At 70.8% G+C, this 26,570-nt stretch carries 28 protein-coding genes and 1 tRNA gene; 24 read left to right on the plus strand and 5 right to left on the minus strand.

What is annotated here, in order from left to right; all coding sequences use genetic code 11:
• Positions 1–50: 50 nt before the first annotated feature.
• From ACN4JJ_RS17345 to ACN4JJ_RS17365, 5 genes are all read left to right on the plus strand, one after another.
• The gene (locus ACN4JJ_RS17345; RefSeq protein ID WP_440711153.1) at positions 51–560 is read left to right on the plus strand and encodes an FtsB family cell division protein; all 510 of its coding nucleotides are present in this window, start codon (positions 51–53) and stop codon (positions 558–560) included.
• On the plus strand, positions 557–1,072 hold the full coding sequence (locus tag ACN4JJ_RS17350) for a DUF501 domain-containing protein (RefSeq protein ID WP_440711154.1): 516 nt from the start codon (positions 557–559) through the stop codon (positions 1,070–1,072). The genes ACN4JJ_RS17345 and ACN4JJ_RS17350 overlap by 4 nt, the downstream gene beginning before the upstream one ends.
• Complete coding sequence (locus ACN4JJ_RS17355; protein ID WP_440711155.1) at positions 1,072–2,343, plus strand: S8 family peptidase; 1,272 nt, start codon at positions 1,072–1,074, stop codon at positions 2,341–2,343. The genes ACN4JJ_RS17350 and ACN4JJ_RS17355 overlap by 1 nt, the downstream gene beginning before the upstream one ends.
• A gap of 42 nt (positions 2,344–2,385) precedes the next feature.
• On the plus strand, positions 2,386–3,966 hold the full coding sequence (locus tag ACN4JJ_RS17360) for an NAD(P)/FAD-dependent oxidoreductase (RefSeq protein WP_440711156.1): 1,581 nt from the start codon (positions 2,386–2,388) through the stop codon (positions 3,964–3,966).
• Positions 3,967–4,075: 109 nt separating this feature from the next.
• A tRNA-Leu gene (locus ACN4JJ_RS17365) sits at positions 4,076–4,149 on the plus strand.
• Positions 4,150–4,174: 25 nt separating this feature from the next.
• Here the strand turns inward: ACN4JJ_RS17365 and ACN4JJ_RS17370 are convergent.
• Both ACN4JJ_RS17370 and ACN4JJ_RS17375 read right to left on the minus strand, forming a co-directional pair.
• Complete coding sequence (locus ACN4JJ_RS17370; protein WP_440711157.1) at positions 4,175–5,356, minus strand: site-specific integrase; 1,182 nt, start codon at positions 5,354–5,356, stop codon at positions 4,175–4,177.
• Positions 5,349–5,903: a helix-turn-helix domain-containing protein gene (locus ACN4JJ_RS17375; RefSeq protein ID WP_440711158.1), complete on the minus strand. Its 555-nt coding sequence runs from the start codon at positions 5,901–5,903 to the stop codon at positions 5,349–5,351. Before ACN4JJ_RS17375 ends, ACN4JJ_RS17370 begins: the two co-directional genes overlap by 8 nt.
• Before the next feature lie 88 nt (positions 5,904–5,991).
• Here ACN4JJ_RS17375 and ACN4JJ_RS17380 point away from each other — a divergent pair, with 88 nt between their 5' ends.
• From ACN4JJ_RS17380 to fgd, 6 genes are all read left to right on the plus strand, one after another.
• Positions 5,992–6,204 (plus strand): helix-turn-helix transcriptional regulator, encoded by a 213-nt coding sequence (locus tag ACN4JJ_RS17380; protein ID WP_440711159.1) that lies wholly within the window; start codon positions 5,992–5,994, stop codon positions 6,202–6,204.
• An 80-nt stretch (positions 6,205–6,284) separates the two neighbouring features.
• Positions 6,285–6,434: a hypothetical protein gene (locus ACN4JJ_RS17385; RefSeq protein ID WP_440711160.1), complete on the plus strand. Its 150-nt coding sequence runs from the start codon at positions 6,285–6,287 to the stop codon at positions 6,432–6,434.
• Positions 6,435–6,558: 124 nt separating this feature from the next.
• On the plus strand, positions 6,559–6,879 hold the full coding sequence (locus ACN4JJ_RS17390) for a hypothetical protein (protein ID WP_440711161.1): 321 nt from the start codon (positions 6,559–6,561) through the stop codon (positions 6,877–6,879).
• 82 nt (positions 6,880–6,961) lie between these two features.
• Positions 6,962–7,135, plus strand: coding sequence for a multidrug transporter (locus ACN4JJ_RS17395; protein WP_440711162.1), 174 nt, complete (start codon positions 6,962–6,964; stop codon positions 7,133–7,135).
• A gap of 181 nt (positions 7,136–7,316) precedes the next feature.
• Positions 7,317–7,649 (plus strand): hypothetical protein, encoded by a 333-nt coding sequence (locus tag ACN4JJ_RS17400; RefSeq protein ID WP_440711163.1) that lies wholly within the window; start codon positions 7,317–7,319, stop codon positions 7,647–7,649.
• Between the two features lie 108 nt (positions 7,650–7,757).
• Entirely contained in the window at positions 7,758–8,771 is a 1,014-nt protein-coding gene (gene fgd, locus ACN4JJ_RS17405; RefSeq protein ID WP_440711164.1) for a glucose-6-phosphate dehydrogenase (coenzyme-F420), read from the plus strand.
• 223 nt (positions 8,772–8,994) lie between these two features.
• On the opposite strand, the gene ACN4JJ_RS17410 is transcribed toward fgd, so the two are convergent.
• A complete protein-coding gene (locus ACN4JJ_RS17410; RefSeq protein WP_440711253.1) occupies positions 8,995–9,588 on the minus strand; it encodes a flavin reductase family protein in 594 nt (197 codons plus the stop codon).
• Positions 9,589–9,679: 91 nt separating this feature from the next.
• Positions 9,680–12,157, minus strand: coding sequence for a hypothetical protein (locus tag ACN4JJ_RS17415; protein WP_440711165.1), 2,478 nt, complete (start codon positions 12,155–12,157; stop codon positions 9,680–9,682).
• A gap of 190 nt (positions 12,158–12,347) precedes the next feature.
• On the opposite strand from ACN4JJ_RS17415, the gene ACN4JJ_RS17420 reads away from it, so the two are divergent.
• The 9 genes from ACN4JJ_RS17420 to ACN4JJ_RS17460 all read left to right on the plus strand — a co-directional run bounded on the left by ACN4JJ_RS17420 (position 12,348) and on the right by ACN4JJ_RS17460 (position 21,009).
• Entirely contained in the window at positions 12,348–13,037 is a 690-nt protein-coding gene (locus tag ACN4JJ_RS17420) for a TetR/AcrR family transcriptional regulator (RefSeq protein ID WP_440711166.1), read from the plus strand.
• Complete coding sequence (locus ACN4JJ_RS17425) at positions 13,021–14,289, plus strand: MFS transporter (protein WP_440711167.1); 1,269 nt, start codon at positions 13,021–13,023, stop codon at positions 14,287–14,289. Before ACN4JJ_RS17420 ends, ACN4JJ_RS17425 begins: the two co-directional genes overlap by 17 nt.
• Positions 14,286–15,542: an alanine racemase gene (locus ACN4JJ_RS17430; protein WP_440711168.1), complete on the plus strand. Its 1,257-nt coding sequence runs from the start codon at positions 14,286–14,288 to the stop codon at positions 15,540–15,542. Before ACN4JJ_RS17425 ends, ACN4JJ_RS17430 begins: the two co-directional genes overlap by 4 nt.
• Positions 15,539–16,852, plus strand: a complete 1,314-nt coding sequence (locus ACN4JJ_RS17435) for a D-arabinono-1,4-lactone oxidase (protein WP_440711169.1) — start codon at positions 15,539–15,541, stop codon at positions 16,850–16,852. The genes ACN4JJ_RS17430 and ACN4JJ_RS17435 overlap by 4 nt, the downstream gene beginning before the upstream one ends.
• Positions 16,852–18,315: a glycoside hydrolase family 1 protein gene (locus tag ACN4JJ_RS17440; protein ID WP_440711170.1), complete on the plus strand. Its 1,464-nt coding sequence runs from the start codon at positions 16,852–16,854 to the stop codon at positions 18,313–18,315. The genes ACN4JJ_RS17435 and ACN4JJ_RS17440 overlap by 1 nt, the downstream gene beginning before the upstream one ends.
• 286 nt (positions 18,316–18,601) lie before the next feature.
• Positions 18,602–19,168, plus strand: a complete 567-nt coding sequence (locus tag ACN4JJ_RS17445) for a LemA family protein (protein WP_440711171.1) — start codon at positions 18,602–18,604, stop codon at positions 19,166–19,168.
• A 14-nt stretch (positions 19,169–19,182) separates the two neighbouring features.
• On the plus strand, positions 19,183–20,055 hold the full coding sequence (locus ACN4JJ_RS17450) for a M48 family metallopeptidase (protein WP_440711172.1): 873 nt from the start codon (positions 19,183–19,185) through the stop codon (positions 20,053–20,055).
• A gap of 95 nt (positions 20,056–20,150) precedes the next feature.
• Positions 20,151–20,585, plus strand: coding sequence for an SRPBCC family protein (locus tag ACN4JJ_RS17455; protein ID WP_440711173.1), 435 nt, complete (start codon positions 20,151–20,153; stop codon positions 20,583–20,585).
• Positions 20,578–21,009, plus strand: a complete 432-nt coding sequence (locus ACN4JJ_RS17460) for a MarR family winged helix-turn-helix transcriptional regulator (RefSeq protein WP_440711174.1) — start codon at positions 20,578–20,580, stop codon at positions 21,007–21,009. Before ACN4JJ_RS17455 ends, ACN4JJ_RS17460 begins: the two co-directional genes overlap by 8 nt.
• 102 nt (positions 21,010–21,111) lie before the next feature.
• Here ACN4JJ_RS17460 and ACN4JJ_RS17465 read toward each other — a convergent pair whose 3' ends face one another.
• Positions 21,112–22,305 carry a winged helix-turn-helix domain-containing protein gene (locus ACN4JJ_RS17465; RefSeq protein WP_440711175.1) on the minus strand — a complete coding sequence of 398 codons (1,194 nt, stop codon included), beginning with the start codon at positions 22,303–22,305 and terminating at the stop codon, positions 21,112–21,114.
• A 215-nt stretch (positions 22,306–22,520) separates the two neighbouring features.
• Here ACN4JJ_RS17465 and ACN4JJ_RS17470 point away from each other — a divergent pair, with 215 nt between their 5' ends.
• The 4 genes from ACN4JJ_RS17470 to ACN4JJ_RS17485 are packed head-to-tail and all read left to right on the plus strand — an operon-like array spanning position 22,521 to position 26,570.
• Complete coding sequence (locus ACN4JJ_RS17470) at positions 22,521–23,660, plus strand: ABC transporter substrate-binding protein (protein WP_440711176.1); 1,140 nt, start codon at positions 22,521–22,523, stop codon at positions 23,658–23,660.
• A gap of 26 nt (positions 23,661–23,686) precedes the next feature.
• Complete coding sequence (locus tag ACN4JJ_RS17475) at positions 23,687–24,661, plus strand: ABC transporter permease (RefSeq protein WP_440711177.1); 975 nt, start codon at positions 23,687–23,689, stop codon at positions 24,659–24,661.
• On the plus strand, positions 24,658–25,521 hold the full coding sequence (locus tag ACN4JJ_RS17480; RefSeq protein WP_440711178.1) for an ABC transporter permease: 864 nt from the start codon (positions 24,658–24,660) through the stop codon (positions 25,519–25,521). The genes ACN4JJ_RS17475 and ACN4JJ_RS17480 overlap by 4 nt, the downstream gene beginning before the upstream one ends.
• On the plus strand, positions 25,518–26,570 hold the full coding sequence (locus tag ACN4JJ_RS17485) for an ABC transporter ATP-binding protein (RefSeq protein WP_440711179.1): 1,053 nt from the start codon (positions 25,518–25,520) through the stop codon (positions 26,568–26,570). Before ACN4JJ_RS17480 ends, ACN4JJ_RS17485 begins: the two co-directional genes overlap by 4 nt.

The following is a 26,570-nucleotide window of genomic DNA, read 5'->3' on the forward strand; positions in this document are numbered from 1 at the left end:
CGCTCCACGGCCGCCGATCCGGGCCGAGCAGCCCGAACAGAGGTAGTTTCATGCGGCAGCGCACACCGTCATCCCGCCCCGCGCGGGTGCCGGTCGCGCTGCCGCAGAACTCCCAGGCGGCGCCGTCGCAGTGGTTGCGCAGCATCCGCTTCTCCGGCTTCACGGCGCTGATGTTCGTGGTCATCGTGATGTTCGTGGTCATCATCGCGCCCGGGCTGCGGGTCTACGTCGAGCAGCGTGCCCAGCTCGCGGCGCTGCACGCCGACGTCGACGCGAAGACGGATCAGAACGCGCAGCTGACCGACGAGATCGCGCGCTGGAGCGACCCGGCCTACATCAAGGCCGAGGCCCGCGACCGGCTCTACTACGTGATGCCGGGCGAGACCAGCTTCCTCATCATCGACGACGTGCCCGCCGCATCCGAGGGCTCCGGCGCGGTCAGCGACACCATCAGCACCACGAACGTCGACTGGCTCTCGTCGGTGTTCGCCTCGGGCATGACCGCCGGGCTCTCCACGCAGACGCCCGGGCAACTGGAATCGGACGGATCCCTGCAGTGACCACCCCGCCCTTCGAGCCCGCCTCCGAGCGCGACCTCGCGGTCGCCTCCGCCCAGCTCGGCCGCCCGGTGCGCAACGTGCTGGGCATCGCGGCACGCTGCGTGTGCGGCAACCCGACGGTCGTGGCCACCGCTCCGCGGCTGGCCGACGGCACCCCGTTCCCCACCATCTACTACCTCTCGCACCCGGCGGCGACCGCCGCCATGAGCGATCTCGAGGCCGAGCACGTGATGGTCGAGTTCCAGGATGCGCTGGCCGAGGAGTCGCTCGCCGAGTCGTACGCCGCGGCCCACGCCGCCTACCTGGCCGACCGGGCGCAGTTCGGCGAGGTGCCCGAGATTGCCGGCATCTCCGCCGGGGGGATGCCCACGCGCGTGAAGTGCCTGCACGCCCTGGCCGCGCACTCGCTCGCCGCCGGCCCCGGCGTGAACCCGATCGGCGACCTCGCCCTGGCGCGCGGCGACTGGTCGCCCGCCGTGTGCGAGTGCGTCGCCTATCCGATCGAGGTCTGATGGGCTCCCGCCGCCCCGTCGCCGCCGGTCGTGCCGTTCGCACGCTCGTGGTCGTCGCGGTGGCCGGTGCCGTGGTGCTCGCGCCCTCCGCCCTCCCGGCGGCGCAGGCCGACAGCATCCGCTCGATGGAGTACTGGCTCGCCGACTACGGCTTCACCTCGGCGTGGGACACCACGCAGGGCAAGGGGGCGACGGTCGCGGTGATCGACACCGGCGTCGACGGCAGCGTCGCCGAGCTGCGCGGCGCCGTGGTGGACGGCACCGACGTGTCGGGCATCGGCACCCCCGACGGCCAGTTGCCGATCGGCGAGAGCTCGGAGCACGGCACGATGGTGGCCTCCCTCATCGCGGGCCGCGGCACCGGTTACGGCAACGGTGTCATCGGCGTGGCGCCCGAGGCCTCGCTGCTCGCGATCTCGGTGGCGCTGGGTGAGGGCGCCGTGGGCTCGGACGAGCAGATCGCGCACGCGGTGCGCTGGGCCGTCGATCACGGCGCCGACGTGATCAACATGTCGCTCACCCGCAACAGCCTGGACTGGCCCGAGAGCTGGGACGACGCCTTCTCCTACGCCTTCGACCACGACGTGGTGGTGGTCGCGGCCGCGGGCAACCGGGGGAGCGGCACCACCGAGGTGGGGGCTCCCGCCACCATCCCGGGCGTCGTGGCGGTGGCTGGCGTCGACAAGGCGGGGGACGCCAGCTTCGACGCCTCCTCGCAGGGCATCACGATCGCGGTGGCGGCGCCGAGCGAGCAGCTGGTCGGCGTGGTGCCGGGCGGCGGCTACGTGCTGTGGGACGGCACCTCAGGAGCCGCGCCGCTGGTCAGCGGCCTTGCCGCTCTGGTGAAGTCGGCGCATCCGGAGCTCTCGGCGGCCGACGTGATCCACCGCATCATCGCCACCGCGGTGCCGAAGGGCGATCCGGTGCCCGGCCCCATCTACGGCTACGGCTTGATCGACGCCGAGGCGGCGGTCGACGCCGAAGTGGCGCCGCTGCCCCCCGGGTCGGCCAACCCGATCGGCGACCTGGCCGCCTGGATCGCGACCTACCGGCCGAGCTCCGGCACGGTCTCGGTCGACACGCTGGTCATCCCGGCGCCCGCCGATCCCGAGGTCGGGGCCGCCGCCCCTGACCCGACGACCCCCGCACCGGGGGTGTACGATGTACTGCATTGGGCGGTGCCGCTGGGGCTCCTGCTCGGGTTCCTCATCCTGATGGCGACATTCGCCTTAGGAGCGGTCACGCATTTCAAAGGGCTGCGCCGCAAGTAGTAGCCTGTACGCAGGCCCCTGTACTGAGGAGATCGTTTCACTGTGCCCAAGATCCTGATTGTCGGCGGCGGCTACGCCGGTTTCTACACCGCGTGGAAGCTCGAGAAGTGGCTCCGTTCCGGCGAGGCCGAGGTCACGGTGGTCGACCCGCTGCCGTACATGACCTACCAGCCGTTCCTTCCCGAGGTGGCCGCCGGCTCGATCGAGCCCCGTCACGCGGTGGTCGGCATCCGTCGCCATCTCAAGAAGACCCGCGTCATCGCCGCGAAGGTCACCCACATCTCGCACGCCACGAAGACCGCGACCATCACGCCGGTCGAGGGTGCGGGCGAGCCGTGGGAGGAGCAGTACGACATCATCGTCGTCACCGCCGGCGCCGTGTCGCGCACCTTCCCGATCCCGGGCGTGGCCGACGAGGCCATCGGCCTCAAGACCATCGAGGAGGCGACCGCGATCCGCGACCGCATCCTCACCAACTTCGACAAGGCGGCCCAGCTGCCCGCCGGTCCCGAGCGCGCCCGCCTGCTCACCGTCGTGGTGGTCGGTGGCGGCTTCGCCGGCATCGAGGTGTTCGCCGAACTGCGCTCGTTCGTCTCGGCCCTCGTCGAGTCGTACCCCGAGATCGGCTTCGAAGACACCCACTTCCACCTGATCGAGGCCATGGGCCGGATCATGCCGGAGGTCAGCCTGCCCACCTCGCTCTGGGTCATCAAGAACCTGGCCGAGCGCGGTGCGCAGATCCACCTCGACACCCAGCTCAAGTCGGCCGTGGGCGGCGTCATCGAGCTCTCGACCGGTGAGTCGTTCGAGTCGGACACCATCATCTGGACGGCGGGCGTCATGGCCACGCCCGACATCAAGAACTCCGACCTCCCGATCGAGGAGCGCGGGCGCCTGCGCGTGCGCGCCGACCTGCGGGTCGAGGGCGACGACGGCATCGTCGAGGGTGCCTGGGGCGCCGGCGACGTGTCGGCCGTACCCGACCTGACGGGTGCGGGCGTCGGCGGCTTCTGCGTGCCGAACGCGCAGCACGCGGTTCGCCAGGGCAAGCTGCTCGCCAAGAACATCGTCGCCGACCTGCGCGGCGAGGGCGTCAAGGAGTACTACCACAAGAACCTCGGTGCGGTCGCGGGCCTCGGCCTGGGTATCGGCGTGTTCCAGTCGGGCAAGATCGCGCTCAAGGGCCTGCCGGCCTGGTTCGCGCACCGCGGCTACCACGGTCTGGCGATGCCTTCGTGGGAGCGCAAGTTCCGCGTCATCTGGGGCTGGGTGAACAACTTCTTCCTCGGCCGCGACAACGTCTCGCTCGAGGCCCGCGTGCACCCGCGCGCCGCCTTCGAGCAGTTCGCGGCTCGTCCGCGTGTCGCCCCGGCCACCGCCTCGACGCCGGCCCAGGCTCCCGCCGCCCCGGCGCCGGCCGAGAAGAAGACGCTCCAGCCCGCCGGTGCGGCCCCCGCCAACCCCGAGCTGCCCGGTTCGCACAGCTCGGAGCCCGCGGCCACCGCCGAGGTCAACGGGATCGCCGCCACCGACTCCGCTCCCGACGCGCCCAAGGCCAAGGCCACCAAGCCCCGCACGAAGGCCCCCACCGCCAAGGCCGCCACGGCCAAGGCTGCGGAGTAGTCTTCCTCCTCTCGCACCGCATCCGGATCCGCCCCTGAACTTGCGTCAGGGGCGGATCCGCGTTTCGGGCGGGATCGCGCCCACGGCCCCGCGATACCATGAGGCTCCCGCCCCCATAGCCCAATCGGCAGAGGCAGACGACTTAAAATCGTTTCAGTCTGGGTTCGAGTCCCAGTGGGGGTACCGGTTGCCCGCCCGTCAGATCCGCTTAGTTCCGCGGAAGTGAGGCCACTTCAGCCCCACCTGGCCCGCTCTGTGGACGCGGAGTGGACACAACCGACAGCGCGCGAGCGTCGTCGAGGGCCTCTGCAACGGCGTCGAGGTCGTCCTCGAACAGGTCGGCGTAGGTGTCGAGTGTCATCGCTGCGGAGGCGTGACCGAGCATGCGCTGCACGGCCTTCACATTGGCGCCAGCGGACACTGCGAGGCTGGCCGCGGTGTGGCGGAGGTCGTGGATGGTGATGCGGGGGAGTGTCGGGTCGAGCTGCTGAGCGCGGACGATCGCGGCCTCGTACCAGCCGTCACGGTTCGACGGTCGCAGCATGTGGTTGTGGCCGTCTCCGAAGACCAGCTGATCGCGGCGCCGGCCCTCGCACAGTGCCGCGAGTTCGGGCGCCAGGAACGCGGGGAACGGCACGCTGCGCGCCTCGTGGCTCTTCGGGGTGCCGAGGTGGATGCGGCCGCTGACCAGCACGGCGTTCTCACGCACATTCGCGCGGCGGCGCAGCATCTCGAGGTCGCTGACGCGGAGTGCGGTCGCTTCGCCCCACCGGAGGCCCGTGTAGGCCAGGAAGCGGACGAGGGTGCCGTGCTGTCGCGCTGAGGCTGCAAGGCCTTCCACCTGGCCGTGGGTGAGGTACGGGTGCGCTCTGCGGGTCTTCCGGGGCAGGTCGACGCCGCGTGCTGTGTTCGTGGCGATCCTGCGGTCCTTCACGGCGACGTCGAGGATGGCGGCCAGGATGCCGTAGGTGCGGATGACTGTCGACGCCGAGCGGGGCCCGGGCTTCGTGTGCGTGGTGGTCGCGGTGCCGGCCGACAGCTGGGTAACCCACTTCTGCACTTCGGAGTGCCGGATGGACGAGACGGCGCGGGCGCCCCATTGTGGTTCGACGTACAGCCGCCAGTTGATGCGGAGAGGCTCGAGCGCGGACGGCTTGAGGTTCGCCTTCGATGCCAGCCAGTCGACGCCGAGAGCGCCCACCGTGACGCGCGCTGAGGCGGTGTCGATGAACTCGCCGCGAGCCTTCGAGATCTCCTTCTCGGCGAGGTAGAGCTCGGCGTCACGCTTCGTTCTGAAGCCACGCTTCGAGGCCTGCGAGTGATCGGGCTTCCGGTACCGGACCCTGTAGCGGCGGCCGGCCGCGGTGTCGTACGACTCGACGCTACCCACGCCAGTCGATCCCGTGACTCTCGAGGGAGGCCTGCGTGCTCCGCATGTAGTCCAGAATCGCCTCTTCCCGCTCGAGCAGATCTGCGATCTCTCGCTCGTTTCCGTCGAGCTGGCGCGCTTCCCGGATCTGGTCTTTCACACGCTGCAGGTCACGCGTGTGGCGCTCCATCGTTCGGATCGCGAGCATCATCTGGCCAGAGTCGAGGGTTGCCGGCGTCTGATTCATCAACGGGAGGCCTTGATCGATCCAGCCGCTCATCCACTGGATCGCGTATCGCACTTGGCCATCGCCGTCGGAGGTCTGGATCCGCTCGCGTGGCTTGTCCAGAGGGAACAGCAACGCTGTCGGTGAGACGCGCAGAGCCCAAGCTATCGCGAGGAGTTGCTGCACTCCGATGTCTGTCCGGCGGCCGGTCTCGATGTTGGCCACGATCGATCGGGTTAGGCCGGCGCCGGCCCTCTCGGCCAGCTGCTCGGCGGACAGTCCGTTCATCTTGCGGTAGTTGGCGATGCGTCGGCCGATGGCCTCGAAGTCTAGATCGATCACGGAAACTCACATTATCGGAGATTATGTGTTGTCATCACGCAATGGCTGCTAATGTGATGTCACGACACAAGAAGGGAGTGTTTGTGACATGACAGACACCAGTGAGACGGGCTATCTGAAGCCCGAAGAGGTCAGCAAGATGGCACGCGTCTCGGTCGCGCACCTGGCGCAGCTGCGATTCCGCGGCACGGGACCGAAGTTCCTGAAGCCCACCCCGCGCACGGTGCTCTATCGGGAGGCCGATGTTCGCGCATGGCTCGAGGCGAGCGAGCAGACGATGACCGGCGCCGGTGCGGCGTGAACGCGCAGACGACAGAAGCCCCGGCGGCAACCGGGGCTTCGACGGACCAGCACACAGCACTGACCAGGGGGTATGAACTCATGAACACCGTAACACCCAGCGCCACCGAGGACGAGAACTTCACGTTCTCCACCAGCGAGCCGACGCTGCTCGAAATCGACGCCTGCGAGAAGTACCTGCGTGACGGATGCCGTGTGGACACAGAATGGACACACTCGCTCGCAAACTGAGTGATTCAGGCTTCGCGCCGTAATCGAAGATCGCCGGAATCTCGGGGGAGTAGGCACGAAGGCGCGTCGTTTCAGGGGACGGCTTAGCTTTCGAGTCCCAGTGGGGGTACATCTCTCGTCGCGCTTGACCCGCTATGTGACATCCCGGCAAGCAGAGACGTACTTCACTGCGACCAACCCGACGGATCTGCCCATCGATGTCGTCTTCCAGGCGCCACGGTTTCAAGGTGCGGTCGAGCTCTACGGATACGGGTTCGGGGCGTGGGACATCTCGTTGAATGCCACGACGCTCACCTGCACAGCAACGGTGCCCGCGCAGAGTTCCCTGACCACGCCATTCCTCGGCTACTTCACGCGGACACCTCCGACGTCAGCGGTTCTGCAAGGCGTGCTCAGCCCGGCGGCGAATCCGCCCGCCCCGTTTGTGAGTATCACTTTCAGCTAGGCGGAAGACCGGTTGCCGCCGCCGGTGGGGTGGAGGCGGTGTTCGGATGCGCCCGACGAGATGGGGGAGTTAGCTGGGTGACATGACCAGTTCTGCCGACAAGCGCGAAGACCAGCTCACCGCCGCCCCGAAGTCCACCGAGGCGGATGCCGCGCCGCGCATCGACGTGACCGAGACCTCGGACGGCGTCACGCGCATCGACGTGCGCGACGACGCCGAAGTGCGGCCCGGCAAGCCCGACGTCCCCGGAGCCTGATCACGCGGCGCGGGGTGGGGAATCCGCAGGAAGTGGGTACATTCGGTAGTGCGGGCATCTTCCGCGCACCGTAGCGTGAGAGATCCGCCGGCACATCGCCGGAACCGCAGAGCACCAAGGCGATTCCCTGCCGCCGGTCGGGGATCGGCCCGTCCGGGAGACGCCGATGTCGCAGGGGAGCGTGAGGACCGTCGGGCTGTTCGACGCCGATGCCGACGTGCTGGCGGCCAAGGCCGCGACGCTGAACGCGCTGCCCGAGTTCGAGCTGCAGATCGCGGCGGCCTCGCTCGGCCAGATGCTGACCAGCCCGGCCTTCCCCACCGACGTGGTGATCATCCAGCAGCGCGCGGGCGAGCGGGTGTCGATCAACTACAAGATCCGTGTGTGCCGGCTGGCGGATGCCGCCGTGATCGTGATCGCCGACGGGCCCGACAGCGACCTGGCCGACGACGTGGGGCTGCTGATGACGCCGGTGCAGAGCTTCGACGAAGCCGTCGCGCTCATCCGTGGCTGAGCGCCGCTTGAGCCCGGCCTGGGCCCCACCTGGGCTTCACCTTGACCTCGCCCGATCCGACCGCAAATAGACTGGGGTCATCGATATTCCGAGAGACTCGAGGATCACGTGAACGCAGCCCAGCCCATCCGTTTCGGCTACAAGGCCTCGGCCGAGCAGTTCGCCCCGAGCGAGCTGCTCGAGTACGGCGTGCTGGCGGAGAAGAACGGTTTCGACTCGCTCTTCGTCTCCGACCATCTCCAGCCGTGGAACCACGAGGGCGGCCACGCTCCAGCGGCGATGCCGTGGCTCGGCGCCCTCGGCGCCAGCACCGAGCGCATCATCATGGGCACCTCGGTGCTCACCCCCTCGTTCCGCTACCACCCGGGCGTGGTGGCCCAGGCCTTCGGCACGCTCGGGGCGATGTTCCCGGGGCGCGTCATCCTGGGCGTCGGATCGGGTGAAGCGCTGAACGAGGTCGCGCTCGGCTTCGAGTGGCCCGACATGAAGGAGCGGTTCGCCCGCCTCAAGGAGGCCATCCAGCTGATCGAGAAGCTCTGGAGCGAAGACGAGGTCACCTTCGACGGCCAGTTCTTCCGCACCCAGGGCGCCACCATCTACGACCGGCCCGAGACCCCGGTGCCCATCTACATCGGCGCCTCCGGTCCGGCCGCCACGCGCTTGGCGGGACGGATCGCCTCCGGCTTCATCACCACCTCGGGCAAGGCCCGCGAGCTCTACACCGACACGCTGTTGCCGGCGCTGGCGGAGGGGATAGAGAAGGGCGGCCGCGCCGAGGGCGAGGTCGACACCCTGATGGAGATGAAGGTCTCGTTCGACCACGACCACGAACGCGCCCTGCAGGACACCCGGTACTGGGCGCCGCTCGCCCTCACGCCCGAGGAGAAGATGACCGTGCACAGCCCGGTCGAGATGCAGCGCCTCGCCGACGAACTGCCGATCGAGCGGGCGGCCTCGCGCTGGATCGTGTCGACCGACCCCGACGAGCACGTCGCGCGCATCAAGGAGTACCTCGACCTGGGCTTCCGGCACCTGGTGTTCCACGGGCCGGGCGCCGACCAGAAGCGCTTCATCGAGCTCTACGGGAGCGAGATCCTGCCGCGGTTGCGGGCTGAGCTCTAGGGGGATGTGCTAGCTGCCGGGGGCGCCGGGCTTAGCTCGGCGCTCCCGGGGCTCGCCGGTCCCTGCTCGGCGAGCCCCGACATGTGAGCGCGCGGTCGACGGACGCGGCCTGCGGTCGCATCCGTCGGCCACACGCTCACCTTGGGTCGTCGGGTACGGCCCGTCACGCGGTGACTTCGCTGGTGGTTGACCCAGGTATCAGGCCGTTGTCGACGACCGGCAGCTAGCTAATCTTCGAGTGCGCTCCGAGGCGGTGCCAGGTGCGGTTGTGGTACACCAGGGGCTCGGCCTCGACGGCGTCTGCCGCGTGGTCGCCTGCGGCGGGCGCCATCGTCTCGAGGGCCTGCACGGCTACGACGGTGGAGCCGCCGGCCTCCATCTTGTTGACGACCCGGCCGCGGATCCAGGCGTGCGCCGCCGGGAAGTACGGCTCGCCCGTGGGCAGGCGGGCCCAGATCGAGGTGTCGGCGAAGCGGTCGATGCCGCTGGTGGCGCCGAGCTTCGCGATGTCGAGTTGCGCCGCCCCGAGCAGGTGCACGACGACGGTGTCGGCCTTGCGGATGGTGGGGGTGCTGGAGGAGAGCTCCGAGACGGAGAAGACCAGAAGCGGCGGGGCGACGCTCACCGAGAAGACCGAGGTGGCCGTGAGGGCGACGGGGCCGTCGCCGGCATCCGCGGTGATGACGGCCACACCGGCGGGGTGGTTGCGGAACGCCGCCTTGAACTCGTCGGGGGTGACGCCCGGTTCGGCACTCGGATGCGGGATCAGCTGATGGTCGGCCGCCGCCTCGGCCTCGTGCTCGGCCGGGAGCCGCACGATGCCGGTGTTCTGCTCGTCGTCGGATGCGGCCGTGGCCGGGTTCTGTGCGTCATTCACCCTTCGATCCTACGACCGGCCCGGGGAGGGCCTACCGGTCGGACCGAGGCGCACCGGCCTCCACCACCGGTTCGTCGTCGTCGGCGACGAACCGCATCCAGGCCCAGGCCGAGAGGCAGACGGCCGCGAAACCGACGGCCAGCACTATCGGCAGCACGAGGGCACCCGAGGCCGCCACCGTGATGAGCGAGGGCACGAAGAGCATCGCCAGCGCGGTGTACGAGGCGAGGGCGAGCAGCGTCCAGGTGGCCGGCGAGAAGGCCAGGATGCGGCGGCCGGCGGAGCCCGCCACCGGCAGCAGCAGCACACTGGCGCTGCCGAAGGAGGCGAGCGTCACCACGTTGGTGAACTCGGCGATCGCCGTGCTCCAGAGCTCGGGGGAGAGTGTGGCACCGGATGCCCCGGCGGAGGCCGCGGCCGCAGTCGCCGCTGCGCCTCCCGCGAGCCAGGCGAAGGCCCCGAGCACGAGCAGGCCGAGCACCTGCACGGTGGCGAGCGTTCCGCGGGCGACCCGCGCCGTGCTCGCCGTGACCGTCGCGCCGACGCCCGCCACCAGCCCGAACACCAGCACCGGGTCGAGCTCCGCCAGGCGCGACACCAGAGCCAGCGCGGCGGCCAGCAGCAGGTAACCCGCCCGCAGCCGGGGCCGCGCCTCGACACCGAAGACCTTCCGGGCGAGGGCGGCGGGCACCAGTGTGCCGACCACGTTCACCACGAACAGGGCGGCGAGCACCGCCAGGAACAGCCGCAGATAGGCCGGCTGGCCGAGCACGGGGCTGGAGAGCGTCACGATCGCGGCGGCGGCCGTCAGGGTCACCGCGGTGCGCACCACAGGGCCGACCCGCACCTCGGGAGCCCGCTCGTACTCGACCCGGCCGCGATTGCGCCCGAGCACGCGGCCGATCGCGGCCAGCGGGGCACGCACCGCGGACCCGGCACGAGCCGATCCCGGGCGCCCGGAGGCGGCCACGCTCGCGCCGACGGTGGCGCTGAGCAGCCGGCTCGGCAGGGCGATGAGCACGAGCGCGATCACCCCGGCCACCAGGGCGATCCACCAGACGGACTGGGCTTGGGCGCCGAGCGCCGGCTGCAGCGCGGCCGAAAAGCGCGTGGCGTCGGTCCAGGTGCCCGATCCGGGGCCGGAGCCGGGCGGGACGGCTGCGCCGCCGTCGCCGGGAGCAGCGGGCGAGTCGGCGCCGCCCTCCGGAGAGCCGGGCACGGAGCCCGGAGGGGCTGCGGCCGATCCGTCCGTTCCCTCGGGGCTCTGAGGCGAGGCCGGGCTGCTGCCGGGCGCGGTCGGTGAGGCCGCACCGGGGGTGCCGGTGGCCGAGGGCGGCGGTGTCGCCGAGCCTGCGCCCTGGAAGGCGAGCGAGAGCGGGCCGCTCTGCACGCTCACGTTGCCCGCGGCATCCTGCTGCAGCACGGCGAGGCTGTAGGTGCCGGCGGGCACCGGCGAGGCCGCGCACGACCACGCGTTTCCGGCGACCACCGCTTCGCAGAGCACCTGCGGCCCGGCGAACACCGAGACGGTGGCGCCGTCTTCGCCGGTTCCGCTGAAGACGGCACCCGCAAGCGGCAGCACGGTGCCGGCCGTGGGGGAGAGCAGCACGGGAGCGGCCGGAACGGTGGCGTCGATCCGGATGGCGACCGAGGCGGCGGCGGGAGAGGCGGTGCCGTCGCTCCACGATGTCGTCTGGCTGGCCGACACGCGGTAGTCGCCGTCGCGGAGGCCGGACGGGCCGGCGAGCGGGCACGACCAGGCCCCCGATCCGTCGGCCGTTCCGGTGCAGCTCAGGTCGCCCGTGCTGGCCGTGACGGCGGCCCCCGGATACGCCGAGCCCTGCACGACCGCGTTGGTGAGGGCACCGCGCGGCCCGCCGGTCACCACCGGTGCGGTCAGCACGCGCACCGTGACGGCGCTCGACACGTTTCCGGAGTCGGCCAGCTCGATCACGCGGAGGCTCGTCGAGGGTGAGCTCGTGAGCCCGCTCGCCTCGCAGGAGAAGTCGCCCGAGGCGTCTGCGGTCACGATGCACAGCGGTTCGGAGGAGCCGCCGGTCAGGATCTGCACGGTGCTGCCCGCGGTGGCGGACCCGGCGACCAGCACGCTGCCGTCGATCAGGGCGCCGTCGCTCGGGGAGGAGATGACGGGGGGATCGGGCGCGGGCGTGGGGTCGGGCGTCTCGGTCGGCGTCGCGCTCGGCGGAGCAGGGCTCGGTGACTCCTCGATGGGCGCGCCCTCCGGAGGCGGGGCTTCGGTGGGTGCGGCCTCTGTGGGTGCTGCTTCGGTCGGTTCGGCCTCTGTGGGCGCGGCCACCGGAGGGGCGACCTCGGCGGGCGCAGCCGTCTCGGTCGGCTCGGCCCAAGCGCTCGCACCGGCCCCGGCGACCAGGAATCCGCCCGTGAGAACGAGCGCGAGGACCGTCGAGATCAGCACCCGGAATCGCCGGTCCGCGCCGTCACGAGGTCGCGACGACGCCTGCTCCCACTCGTTACGCGAACCCGACACCTCCGTCTATTCAGCCTGACCGCTCGCGATCCGCACCACCCTGCTCCCGGCGTTTCGCATGAAATTCGGAGGTGGGGATGTACAGCCGGGCGCAGCGTGCGGCATACTGACGCAACTGGGTCAACTGACCCACTTCCGTCGGTGCGGGGCCGATGGATCCCCGGCGGGGCGGAGGTGCAGCATGGCGCGGATGCCCGTGACCGAGCGCCGCAGCCGCCTGCTCGCCGCCGCCTTCGACGTGATCGCCGTGCACGGCGTCGCCGGTGCCACCACCCGCGCGGTGGTCGAGGCGGCCGGGATGAAGCTCGCCAGCTTCCACTACGCCTTCGCCTCCCGCGAGGAGCTGCTGGCCGAACTGGTCGCCGAGGTGGTCGACGGTCAGCAGGTGGTGCTCGAGGTGACCAGCGGATCGGGCAGCAGCCTCGAGGCCGTGCTCGAACTCGGCCTCCGCAGCTACTTCGCTCAGGTGCGTGCCGATCCGCTGCGCGAGCGCGCGATGTTCGAACTCACCCAGTACTCCATCCGCACCCCTGGCATGCGCGAGCTCGCGGCCCGGCAGTACGAGCGGTACCGCAGCCTGGCGGAGGAATCGCTCGCCGAGGCCGCCCAGCGCACGGGCGCCGAGTGGCGGAGGCCGCTGCCCGATCTCGCCGCCGACCTCGTCGTGCTCACCGACGGCATCACGCTCGCCTGGCTGGCCGACGGCGACGACGAGCGCGCCGACCGCAGCATCCGCTTCGCCGCCCGCGCGCTCGCCGCGGAGGCCGAACCCCGTGCCGAGGCCGAGACCGAGACCGAGACCGTCCCGGGCATCCGCCCCGCCGGCCACCACGAGCCCCACCGACCACCACGAGAGGGATCGCATGACCGCCGAGCGTGACGAAGCCGCCCCGCAGGCCCTCGCCGAACCGGTGCGCCGGGTCGGCGGCGCCTGGATCGCCCTGTTCGCGGCCGGCTGGCTCGGGGTGTGGATGGCCCAGCTCACGCCGGTGCAGCTTCTGCTGCCCCTGCAGGTGGAGGAGCACGTCACCAGCGGCGAGTGGACCGACAGCGTGGTGGCGTTCGGCGTCGTCTCGGCCATCGCCGGCGTCTTCGCGCTGGTGACCTTCCCCGTGACGGGAGCGCTCTCCGACCGCACGACCTCCCGCTTCGGCCGTCGCCGCCCCTGGATCGCCGCCGGCGCGGGCCTCTTCGCGGTGGCCCTGTTCCTGCTGGGCCTGCAGTCCACGCTGGTGGGCGTCGGCCTCTGGTGGACCGTCGCCATCATCGGCTTCTGCGTGCTCTCGGCCGCCCTCACCGCGGCGATCTCCGACCAGGTGCCGGTCGACCAGCGCGGCCTCGTCTCGAGTTTCATCTCCGCTCCGCAGGCGGTGGGCCTCATCCTCGGCGTGTTGCTGGCCACCACCCTCTTCACCGGCCAGTTCCTCGGCTACACCGCCATGGCCGTGCTGCTGCTCGTGCTGGTGGCGCCGTTCTGCCTCTGGATGCCGGATGCCCGGCTCGCGCGCTCGGATCGCCCCCCGCTCAGCGTGCGGGCGATCGTGGAGGGCATGTGGGTGAGCCCGCGCGCGCATCCGGATTTCGGCTGGACGCTCGCCAGCCGCATCCTCGTCAACATCGGCAACGCCCTCGGCACCACGCTGCTGCTCTACTTCTTGATGTTCGGGCTGCGCGATCCGAACGCCGAAGACGACCTGCTGCTGCTGATCGTCGTGTACACGGTCTTCGTGGTGGTGGCCTCGATCGTGGCCGGCGCCCTCTCCGACCGCCTGCGCCGCCGCCGCATCTTCGTGCTCGTGGCGGCCGTGCTGCAGGGAGTGGCCGCCCTGCTGCTCGCCTTCGTGCCCGAGCTCACCGTCACCCTGGTGGCGGCCGCGCTGCTCGGGCTCGGCTACGGCTCGTTCCTCTCGGTCGATCAGGCGCTCGCCACGCAGGTGCTGCCCGATCCGGCCTCGCGAGGCAAAGACCTCGGCATCATGAACATCGCCACGGCCGTGCCGCAGGCGATCGCCCCGCTGCTCGGCGCCGCCGTGGTCAGCTGGCTGGGCGGTTTTCCCGGCCTGTTCCTCCTCTCGGCCCTGTTCGGCTTCGCCGGCGCGGTCGCCGTCTCCCGCGTCAGGAGCGTTCGATGACCCCTCTGCTCGACCTCACCTCCGACCCCGCGAACCCGCGTGCCTGGCGCGATGAGCAGCGCTACTGGCGCGGCCTCACCGCGGCGACGGCCGAGCTCGACCCGCCGGTCGCCGTGATCGGCCTCGAGGCGCTCGTGCACAACGCGCGCTCGATGCTGCACCGGGCGGGCGGGGTGCCGATCCGGGTGGCCAGCAAGTCGATCCGGGTGCGGGCGGTTCAGGATGCGGTGCTCGCGCTGCCCGGGTACGCCGGCGTGCTCGCCTACACGCTCGCCGAGGCGCTGTGGCTCGCCGAGACCGTCGACGACGTGGTCGTCGGCTACCCGAGCGCCGATCGGGCCGCCATCCGTGCCCTGGCCGCCGACGAGCATCTGGCGTCCCGGGTGACGCTGATGATCGACTCGGTCGAGCACCTCGATCTGGTCGACGCGGTCGTGCCGCCCTCGCGACGGGCGGTCATCCGGGTGGCCCTCGAGCTGGACGCGGCCTACACGGCGCCGGGCCTCGGGCGCCTCGGCGTGTTCCGCTCGCCGATCCACACCGTCGAGGAGGCCACCGCGCTCGCCCGGGCCGTCGTCGCGCGGCCGGGCTTCGCATTGGTCGGGATGATGGCCTACGAGTCGCAGATCGCCGGGGTGGGCAATCGGCCGCGCGGCAACCTCGTCACCGGGTTCGGGCAGGGCCGGGTGATCGACTGGATGCAGTCGCGCTCCGCCGCGGAGTTGCGCGAGCGGCGCGGGGCGGTGGTGGCGGCGGTGCGGAAGATCGCCGATCTCGAGTTCGTGAACGGCGGAGGCACCGGCTCGCTCGAGTCGACCGGCGCCGATCCCTCGGTCACCGAGATCGCCGCCGGCAGCGGCCTGTTCGGCGGACACCTCTTCGACACCTACTCCCGTTTCCACCCCGCACCGGCCGCCGCCTTCGCGCTGCCGGTGGTGCGCAAGCCCCGGCCCGACATGGCGACCCTGCTCGGCGGTGGCTGGATCGCCTCCGGCCCGCCGGCGCCCGACCGGCTGCCGGAGGTGGTGTGGCCGCGGGGCACCCGGATGCAGGCCCGCGAGATGGCCGGCGAGGTGCAGACCCCCCTCTCCGGGCGGGCGGCTGCAGCGCTCGCCGTGGGCGACCGGGTGTGGCTGCGGCACACGAAGTCGGGCGAGCTGGCCGAGCACGTGAACGAGTTCCAGGTCGTCTCCGACGAGCAGGTGGTGGCGGTCGTGCCGAGCTACCGCGGCGAGGGGAAGGCGTTCCTGTGACGGCGATGAACGGCACCTGGCGCAACTGGGCGCGAACCGAGTCGGTGAAGCCGGTGCGGGTCGAGAGGCCCGTGAGCGTGCCCGCGGTTCAGCGAGCCGTGCGCGGGGCCGCGCGCACCGGCCTCCGGGTGAAGGCGGTCGGCGCCGGCCACAGCTTCACCGGCATCGCCGTGGCCACGGGGGTGCTGCTCGAGCTCGACGACCTCACCGGTATCGCCGGCGTCGATCGGGAGCGGGGCCGGGTCACCCTCTTCGCGGGCACGCGCCTGTTCGACCTGCCGCGCCTGCTGCGCCCGCACGGCCTCGCGCTGGCGAACATGGGCGACATCGACCAGCAGTCGATCAGCGGCGCGATCTCCACCGGCACCCACGGCACCGGTCGCGAGCTCGGCGGCATCGCCACGCAGGTCGTGGGCCTCACGCTCGTCACGGCCGACGGCGAGCTGCTGCACATCTCCGAGACCTCGAACCCCGAGCTGCTGCCCGCCGCCGCCGTGGGGCTCGGCGCGCTCGGCATCATCGTGGAGGTCACACTGCAGTGCGTGCCCGCCTTCGTGCTCGCGGCCGTGGAACGCCCGTATCCGCTCGACGAGGTCATCGACGGCCTCGAGGCCCACGTCGGCGCCACCGATCACTTCGAGTTCTACTGGTTCCCGGGCACGCGCACGGCCGTCACCAAGGCGAACACCCGGCAGCCGGCATCCGTCGCCACCCGTCCGCTCTCGCCGTGGAGCTCGTTCGTCGACGACACGCTGCTGGCCAACGGGGTGTTCCGCGTCACCTGCGCGGCCGGCCGGATGGTGCCCGCCATCGTGCCGGGCGTGAACGCGCTCGCCGAACGGCTCTGGGGCGACCGCTCGTTCTCGGACGCCTCGCACCGCGTGTTCGCCACCAAGCGCACGGTACGCTTCCGGGAGATGGAGTACGCGGTGCCCGCCGCCGACGTGCCCGAGGTGCTGCGGGCGATCGACGAGCTGATCCGCTCGCGCGGCTGGAAGATCTCGTTCCCGATCGAGGTGCGGTTCGCCCCGGCCGACGACCTCTGGCTCTCGACCGCCTCCGGGCGCGACAGCGGCTACGTGGCCGTGCACCGGTACTTCCGCGAGAACCACACCGAGTATTTCGAAGCTGTCGAGGAGATCATGATCGAGCACGCCGGCCGGCCGCACTGGGGCAAGCTGCACACCCGCGACGCGGCGGCGCTGGCGGAGCTGTATCCGCAGCACGGATCGTTCGTGCAGCTGCGCGACCGGCTCGACCCCACGCGGATGTTCTCCAACGCCTACCTCGACCGCGTGCTGGGAGCCTGATGGCCGGCCGCCTGTCCACCGCCGGCGCCTCCTCGCCCGAGGAGCGGCGCGAGCGCGCCCGTGACCTGGCCGGCCGGCTGCCCGAGGGCTTCGTGCTGGGGGTGTCGACCAGCGCCTTCCAGATCGAGGGCGGCACGCACGAGGGCGGTCGGGGCGAGTCGGTGTGGGATGCGTTCACCGCGCAACCGGGCCGCATCCTCGACGGATCGACGGCCGATCGCGCCACGGATCACCTGCACCGGATGCCCGACGACGTGGCGCTGATGCGGGAGCTCGGCATCGACTCCTACCGGTTCTCGTTCTCCTGGCCACGCCTCCAGCCGGAGGGCAAGGGATCGCTCCGCACGGCGGGCGTCGACTTCTACGAGCGGCTGCTCGACCAGCTGGAGGCGGCGGGCATCTCGTCGATGGCCACGATCTTCCACTGGGACACGCCCAGCGAGCTCGCCGGTGGCTGGTTCAACCGCGACACCGCGCTGCGCTTCGGCGACCTGGCGTTCCAGCTGGGGGAGCGGTTCGGCCCGCGCATCGACCGCTGGGTCACCGTCAACGAGCCCGCCACCGTCACCCTCGAGGGCTACGCGCTCGGCGTGCACGCCCCCGGATCCGCCCGCTTGTTCAACGCCCTCCCGACCGCCCACCACCAGCTGCTGGGCCACGGACTCGCCGTGCAGGCCCTTCGCGCCGCCGACGTCACCGGCGAGATCGGCATCGTCAACGTGCACACCCCCGTGTTGCCGGCGACGGATGCCGAGCCCGACGTGGTGTTCGCCGAGCTGTTCGACGTGCTGCACAACCGCGTCTTCGCCGACCCGGTGCTGCTCGGGCACTACCCGACGCCGCCGGAGGGCTTCGAGGCGCTCTTCACGGCGCTCGCCGAGGTCGACCCCGCCGACCTCGCGCTCATCGCGGCGCCGCTGGACTTCTACGGCCTCAACTACTACATGCCCACCCGCATCGCGGCCGGTTCCGGCCCGTCCGAGACTCCGGATGGCGCCTCCTCCGCGATGTCGTCGCTCCCGTTCCACCTGGCGCCCTGGCCGGAGTTCCCCACCACCGGCTTCGGCTGGCCGATCGCCCCGGAGTTCCTCGCGGCCGCCCTCGACGAGCTGGCGACCCGCTACGGAACCCTCCTGCCGCCGGTGTACATCACGGAGAACGGTGCGTCGTTCCCGGATGCCGTCGAGCTCGACCCCGAGAACGGCACCCCCCGAATCCACGACGGCTCCCGCATCGACTACCTGGCCGCCCACCTCGATGCGGCGCTGAACGCCACCACCGGCGGGGGCGCCGCATCCGGAATCGACCTCCGCGGCTACTACGTCTGGTCCCTCCTCGACAACTTCGAGTGGGCCGCCGGCTACACCCAGCGCTTCGGCCTCATCCACGTCGACTTCGACGACTTCACCCGAACCCCCAAAGACAGCTACCACTGGCTCCGCCACCTGACCCAGCAGCGCTAGACAAGACACCCCCCACCGGCACCCGAAGTCTCAGGCCGTACTCGCCGACCCAAGGTGAGCGTGCGGCCGAGGGATGCGACCGTCAGGCCGCGTCCCTCGACCGCGCGCTCACATGTCGCGTCGCGCCGGGCTAGGACCGGCGCGACCCGGTGACGCCGAGCGAAGCCCGGCGCCACCGGCAACCAACACAGCCGGACCCATCCGTGACACCACCGACGCGCAACGCCACCTGTGAGACTGCCTCACCACCCCTGACCGCGGCCTGCACCCCCGGTATACTTCCCCCATGGAATGGCTGATCCCGGTAATCATCGTCGTCGTGATCGTTGCGATCATCGGCATCTACCTCTGGGCGACCTACAACTCGCTCGTCTCGCTGAAGGTGCGGGTGGATGAAGCCTGGAGCGACATCACCGTGCAGCTCAAGCGCCGAGCGGATCTGCTGCCCAACCTGATCGAGTCGGTCAAGGGCTATGCGGCGCACGAGAAGGCGGTCTTCGAGAACGTCACCCAGGCCCGTGCCGAGACGCTCTCCGCGCAGGGGCCGGCCGAAGCATCCGTGGCCGAGAACCACATGCAGACCGCTCTGAAGAGCATCTTCGCCGTGGCCGAGGCCTACCCGCAGCTCCAGGCGAGCCAGAACTTCCTGCAGCTGCAGGCCGAGATCGTCGACACCGAAGACAAGGTGCAGGCTTCGCGCCGCTTCTACAACGGCGGTGTGCGCGAGCTGAACACGAAGATCCAGCAGTTCCCGAACAACGTCTTCGCGCGCCGTCTCGGCTTCACCGAGCGCGAGTTCTTCGAGGTCTCCGACCTCGCGGCGATCGCCGAGCCGCCGCGCGTGCAGTTCTAGCCTGACAGCGGTACATGTACTCAGCGATAGCGAAGAACAAGCGCAACACCGTCGTCATCATCCTGCTGTTCCTGCTGATCATCGGCGGGCTCGGCTGGCTGGCGAGCTACATCTACGGCAACCTGTCGATCGTGATCATCACGGTCGTGGTGTCGCTCGGCTACGCCCTGATCCAGTACTTCGCCGCCAGCGGGCAGGCGCTCGCCATGAGCGGGGCCCATGAGATCCAGAAACGCGACAACCCGCGGCTCTGGCGGGTGGTGGAGAACCTGTCGATCACGACGGGCACGCCGATGCCCAAGGTGTACGTCATCGACGACCCGGCGCCGAACGCGTTCGCCACGGGGCGCGATCCGCAGCACGCCGTGGTCGCGGCCACGACCGGCCTGCTCGACATCATGGACGACGCCGAGCTCGAGGGCGTGATGGCCCACGAGATCGGCCACGTGCGCAACTACGACATCCGCGTCTCGATGATCGTCTTCGGTCTCGTGGTGGCGGTGGGCTTCATCGCCGACATGTTCCTGCGCATGGCCTTCTTCGGCCGGAACAACAACAACGGCAACCCGATCGTGATGGTCTTCGGCCTGGTCGCCATCATCATCGCGCCATTGATCGCCACCGTCGTGCAGCTCGCCGTCTCACGCCAGCGTGAATACCTCGCGGATGCGACGGGTGCGCTCACCACGCGGCATCCGGATGCGCTCGCCAGCGCCCTGGAGAAGCTCGCCGCCTACGGCCGCCCCATGCAGCGCCAGTCCACCTCGATGGCGCACATGTGGATCGCCGACCCGTCGAAGCCCGGGGTCATGGCTCGCCTGTTCGCCACCCACCCCCCCATCCCCGACCGTGTGGCCCGCCTCCACCAGATGGGCGGCCAGTTCTAGCGGTGCCGGCTGTTGCTGGCCGGGAAGTGGGTGAGGGGGACCCAGAGGTTGACTCCGATCGTCATAGCTAGATAGTATGTGCGCATACTATCTGATTGGAGTTCGACATGTGGGTACGAGAGATCACCGGTGAATGCGACGCGACGCCGGCGGAGGTGTTCGCGGTTCTGGCCGACCCGGGTAAGTGGTCCGAGTGGAACGACGGCGTTGCGGACGTCCGCATCGACGGCCCGTTCGAGGCTGGGACGACTGCGACGATGGTGTTCCCAGACGGAAGCGAGCTGCCCTTCGAGTTGACGTGGGTCGAGGCTGGGCGCGGATACGAAGACGTCACGCCGGTGCCGGATGCCGGAGTGTCGGTCCGAGTCCGCCACGAGGTCGAAGCCTCGGGAACCGGGAGCCGGGTGACCTACCGGTGCACCGTGGAGGGGCCTGATGAGGTGGCGGCCGAGGTCGGAGCTGGGGTGAGCGAGGACTTCGCCGACGTCATCGCGGCTCTCGGAGCGCGCGCTGAGCAGACGCATGGCTGAATCGCTCGAGCCTGGACAGAGCCCGGGATTGCTGCTGTGGCGTGCGACGTTGAGCTGGCAGCGGAACATCACGGCCACGCTGAAGCCGCTGGGCCTGACGCACGTGCAGTTCGTCCTTCTCGTCAGCGCCTGGTGGCTGACTCGGGTGGCTGGTGAACGGCCGAGTCAGCGACGGATCGCGGAGCACGCGAATACCGACGCCATGATGACGTCCCAGGTGATTCGCGCGCTCGCAGACAAAGGGCTTCTGCTGCGCTCGCCCAACCCGGATGACGCCCGTGCGCACGTCATCGAAGTCACCGGCGAAGGCGTGGAGCTGGCGGTTCGGGCGGTTCGGGTGGTGGAGGACGCCGATCGTCTGTTCTTCGAGGCGGCTGGTGATCAATCTGCGCTGATGGCGGTCCTGCAAGCGCTCAACCGGTGACGCACAAGACCGCTCCGGCCACACCCCCACCTTGGGTCGTGGAGGAGGGCCTGAGACTTCGGTTCCGCCCCTCCGTCGGGGCGCGTCAGCGGATGTGCGCTGTCAGGCGCGGGCCAGCTCGGCTCGGAGGGCCGGGGCGAGGGTGCCCCGGTCGGCGACGATGACGTCGCCGGGGAGGCCTTGCCACGCGGCGGCTCGGCGGATGAGGGCCGCGATGCGGGGGACGTCGTCGGGGACGAGCCCGGGCTCGGCCCAGGCCGACTGCACACGGAGGACTCCGGACTGGCGGTCGCTCTTGAGGTCGATGCGAGCCGGGAGGCGGTCGTCGATGAGCACGGGGAGCACGTAGTAGCCGTAGACGCGCTTCGGAGCGGGGGTGTAGATCTCGATGCGGTAGTGGAAGTCGAACAGCCGCAGGGCCCGCTCGCGCTCCCACACCACGGGGTCGAAGGGCGACAGCAGAGCGGACGCCTCGACGCGGCGGGGGAGCCGGGCGTCGCGGTGCAGCCAGGCCTTCTTCGTCCAGCCCGGGACCGCGACCGGCAGCAGCTCGCCGGCGTCGACCAGCGACCGGATGGCGGGGAGAGCATCCGTCTGCTTCAACCGGAAGTAGTCGGCCAGGTCGCTCGCCGTACCGATGCCGTGGGCGCGCGCCGAGATCGACATCAGCTCGCGCACCGCCTCGGCACGGGGCACCGAGCGCTCGAGCACCGCGGACGGCAGCACCTGCGCGGGCAGCGCGTAGACGCGCTCGAAGCGCACCCGACCGGCCGACACCACGTCGCCCTGCCGGAACAGCGTCTCGAGCCCGCGCTTCACGTCGGACCAGCCCCACCACGGGCCCTGCCGCTTGTTCGACTCGTGCTCGATCTCGCTCGCGCGCATCGGCCCCTTCGCCGCCAGCTCGTCGAGCAGCCAGGCCAGCGTGGTGGCGTTCGAGGCGCCCCAGGAATCCGGATGCGCCGCGTAGTACGCGCGGTAGTCGTCTTTGCGCCACTGCATCAGCGGCAGCGTCTCGATCGGGAGGAAGGATGCCTCGTGCGCCCAGTACTCGGCGACCCCGGAGCCGTAGGTGAGCTTGTCGAGCAGCGCCTTGTCGAAGTGCCCGAGCCGCGCGAACACCGGCTGGTAGTGGCTGCGCTCGTAGACGTTCACCGAGTCGATCTGCAGCAGGCCCAGACGCCGCAGCAGCAGGTTGAACTGCCGGGTGCCGGGCTCGGCACCGGGCCGCGCTCCGAAGCCCTGCGCGGCCAGGGAGATCCGTCGCGCCAGTGCGGGTGAAATCGTGTCGACCATCGGGTTCGACCTTACCGAGGGCCGCCGACATCGGGGACGGCCGGGCCGCGCACCCCGCATCCGGGGGATACGCCGGAGGTTCACCATCCGGTAACCCCGGCGACCCCGACGGGTCGTCTGGCCGACCTACCGTGCGGGGTGTCGGCACCCGCGGCGCCGAACTGCCCGCTCACAGCGCGGGCGGCCGCGAGCCGGCCCACCCTGGAGGAATCACCGTGCTCACCAAGCGCATCGCCGTGGCCGGCATCGCCGTCGCCGCAGCCCTCGCCCTCGGCCTCACCGGCTGCTCGGCCGACGCCACCGCCGCCGGACCATCCGGAACCGACGTCGACGCGGCCACCGCCACCAGCCTCGACGCGTTCGGCGGACTCGCCGGGCTCGAGGAGGCCGCCAAGGCCGAAGGCTCGCTCAACGTCATCGCGCTGCCGCGCGACTGGGCCAACTACGGCGCCGTGCTCGACGCCTTCGCCGAGAAGTACCCCGAGATCAGCATCAACGAGGCCAGCCCCGACGCCTCCAGCGCCGAGGAGATCCAGGCCGCCGACAACCTGGCCGGCCAGGACACCGCCCCCGACGTCTTCGACCTCGGCGCCGCCGTCGCCCTCGCCAACACCGACAAGTTCGCCCCCTACCAGGTGGCCACCTGGGCCGACATCCCGGATGCGCTGAAGGAGCAGAGCGGGCTCTGGGTGGGCGACTACGGCGGCTACATGGCCGTGGGCTACGACCCCGACGCGGTGCCCGAGCCGAAGAGCCTCGACGACCTGCTGGGCGCCGAGTACAAGGGCAAGGTCGCCATCAACGGCGACCCGACCCAGGCCGGTGCGGCCTTCGCCGCCGTGGGCCTCGCCGCGGTGCAGAACGGCGGCGGCGTCGACGACTTCCAGCCCGGCATCGACTTCTTCTCCGAGCTGAACAAGGCCGGGAACTTCGTGAAGATCGACCCGACCCCCGCCACGATCGCGAGCGGCGAGACCCCCGTGGTCTTCGACTGGGACTACCTCAACGTCGGCTACGGCGCCGGGCTCGAGGGTCAGCGCAACTGGGAGGTCACCATCCTCCCCGGCACCGGATACGCCGGCTACTACAACCAGGCCGTGAACGCGGATGCGCCGCACCCGGCCGCCGCGCGCCTGTGGCAGGAGTTCCTCTACAGCGACGACGCCCAGAACCTGTGGCTCGCCGGCGGGGCCCGCCCCGTGCGCGCCGAGGCGATGGCCGAGGCCGGCACCATCGACCAGGAACTGTTCGACGCCCTGCCGACCGTGCCGGGCGAGACCGTCGTTCCCGACGCCGACCAGGCTGCGGCCGCATCCGCTCTGCTGGGTGAGAAGTGGGCGGCGGCGGTCCAGTAGGGCTCGCCGCACCGCATCCGACGATCATGGCCGACACGCTCACGCCGACGACCTCAGCGCGAGCGGTCGCGCCTGCGGCCGGTGCCGCCGCGCCGCCGCGCTCCGGGACAGCGACCCTGTCCCGGAGCGCGCGGCTGCGGGCGGGCATCCGCTCGCTCGGCTCCACCGGCGCACTGGGCCTCGTGCCCTTCGCCGCCTACATCCTGCTCTTCCTCGCCCTGCCCACCGCGATCGCCCTGCTCACCGGCCTCGTGGACGGCGACGGGGCGTTCACCTGGTCGAACCTGGCCGCGCTCGGTGACCCGGTGGTGCTGAACACCTTCGGCAACTCGCTCTGGATCTCGGCGTTGACCGCTGTTATCGGCGCCATCGTCGGCGCCCTGTTCTGCTACGCCCTGATCGGCGCCAAGCCCACGGGCGCCCTGCGCTCGGTGGTGGATGCCGCGAGCGGCGTGCTCGCCCAGTTCGGCGGCGTGATGCTGGCCTTCGCCTTCGTGGCCACCATCGGCATCCAGGGCATGGTCACCGTGTCCCTGCGCGACACGTTCGGCGTCGACATCTTCGCCGACGGCGTGTGGCTCTACGAGGCGCCCGGCCTCATCCTGCCCTACATCTACTTCCAGGTGCCGCTGATGATCATCACCTTCTCGCCCGCGCTGGAGAGCCTCAAGCCGCAGTGGGCCGAGGCCACCGCGATGCTCGGCGGCAGCCGCCTGAGCTACTGGCGGCACGTCGGCCTGCCGGTGCTTGCCCCCTCGTTCGCGGGCTGCCTGCTGCTGCTGTTCGCGAACGCCTTCTCCTCGTTCGCCACGGCCGCCGCGCTCACCAGTCAGGGCTCGCAGATCGTGCCGCTGCAGATCCGCGCCGCGCTCACGAGCGAGACCGTGCTCGGCCGGGAGAACCTCGCCGGAGCACTCGCGCTCGGGATGATCGTGGTGATGTCGCTCGTGATGGCGCTGTACTCGGTGCTCATGCGCCGGGCGGCGAGGTGGCAGCGATGAACAGACGCCTGCACGACATCCACCCCGGCCCCACCCGCACCACCCGCTGGGTGATCGTGGGGGTGATCGGCGCACTCTTCCTCGTCCCGATCGTCGCGATGATCGAGTTCACATTGCGCAAGGGTCTCGACGGCGGCTATGACTTCTCCCGCTGGGCGGCCGTGTTCGGCGGCCAGCTGACGGGGGAGTACAAGCCGATCTTCACCGGCCTCGGCAACTCCCTCATCCTCGCCGTGGCGACCGTGGCCGTCATGCTCGTGCTGCTGGTGCCCACGATGGTGCTCGTGCGCATCCGGTTCCCGCAGCTGCAGCGGGTGCTGGAGTTCGTCTGCCTGCTGCCCATCACCATCCCGGCGATCGTGATCGTGGTGGGGCTCGCGCCGGTCTACTCGGTGATCGCGCGGATGTTCGGCAGCGGCGTCTGGACCCTCGCCTTCGCGTACGGCGTGATCGTGCTGCCGTACGCCTACCGCTCCATCCAGACCAACCTCGCCGCCGTCGACGTCGTGACCCTCAGCGAAGCGGCCCGCTCGCTCGGGGCGGGCTGGCCCACCGTCCTGCTGCGGATCGTGGTGCCCAACATCCGGCGGGGCCTGCTCGCCGCCTCGTTCATCTCGGTGGCCGTGGTGCTCGGCGAGTACACGATCGCCGCGCTGCTGAACCGGGTGAATTTGCAGACCTCGCTGGTGATCGTGAGCAAGGCCGATCCGTTCGTCTCCATCATCTTCGCCCTGCTCGCGCTCGTGTTCGCCTTCGTGCTGCTGCTCGCCATCGGCCGGATCGGCCGCAGCCCCCGACCGCGCAGCCCCCGACAGCGCATCTCCCGACAGCGCATCTCTCAACAGAACGGCTCCGCATGACGACCACCACACTCACCGGGGCCCAGGTCGAACTCCGCGGCATCGTCAAGGAGTTCCCGGGCGGCCACCGCGCGCTCGACGCCATCGACCTCACCATCCGCCCGGGCGAGTTCCTGGCCCTGCTCGGCCCGAGCGGCTGCGGCAAGACCACGGCCCTGCGCGTGCTGGCGGGCCTGGAAGCCGCCACGAGCGGCACGGTGCTGATCGGCGACGCCGACGTGTCGACCACCCCCGCGCGCTCGCGCGACATCGGCATGGTCTTCCAGTCGTACTCGCTCTTCCCGCACATGACCGCCCTCGCCAACGTCGAGTTCGGGCTCCGGATGCGCCGGGTCGGCGCCGACGAGCGGCGGCGGCGGGCGGGTGACGCCCTCGAGATGGTGGGCCTCGGCGGCTTCGGCGGCCGCTACGCCCACGAGCTCTCCGGCGGGCAGCAGCAGCGCGTGGCGCTCGCCCGCGCGCTCGTCACCGAACCGCGGCTGCTGCTGCTGGACGAGCCGCTCTCGGCGCTGGACGCCCGGGTGCGCGTTCAGCTGCGCGAGGAGATCCGGCGCATCCAGCTCGACTTCGGCATCACCACGGTGTTCGTGACGCACGACCAGGAGGAGGCCCTCGCGGTCGCCGACCGGGTGGCCGTGATGCGCGCGGGCCGGATCGAGCAGATCGCCTCGCCCGAAGAGCTCTACTCGCGGGCCGCGACGCCGTTCGTGGCCGAGTTCGTGGGGTCGAGCAACCGCATCCGCGGGGTGGTGCGCGACGGGTTCGCCGAGCTCTGCGGCGCCCGGCTCCCGCTGGTCGACCCCTCGTTCGAGGAGGGCGACGCGATCGTCTTCGTGCGCCCGGAAGACCTGCGGTTCGGCGACACCGGCATCCCGGTGGAGGTCGTCTCGACCAGCTTCCTGGGCTCCTACCGGCGCACCACGGTGGCCCTGGAGGACGGCACCGTCGTGCGGGTGCAGCACGCCGCCACGACCGTGCCGGCACCCGACCAGAGGCTGTTCCTGCAGTTCGCCGGTGCGCCCGTCGCCGTGAGCGCCTGGGAGTCCTGA

Source organism: Herbiconiux dendrobii (genome assembly GCF_052048175.1).
GTDB lineage: Bacteria > Actinomycetota > Actinomycetes > Actinomycetales > Microbacteriaceae > Herbiconiux.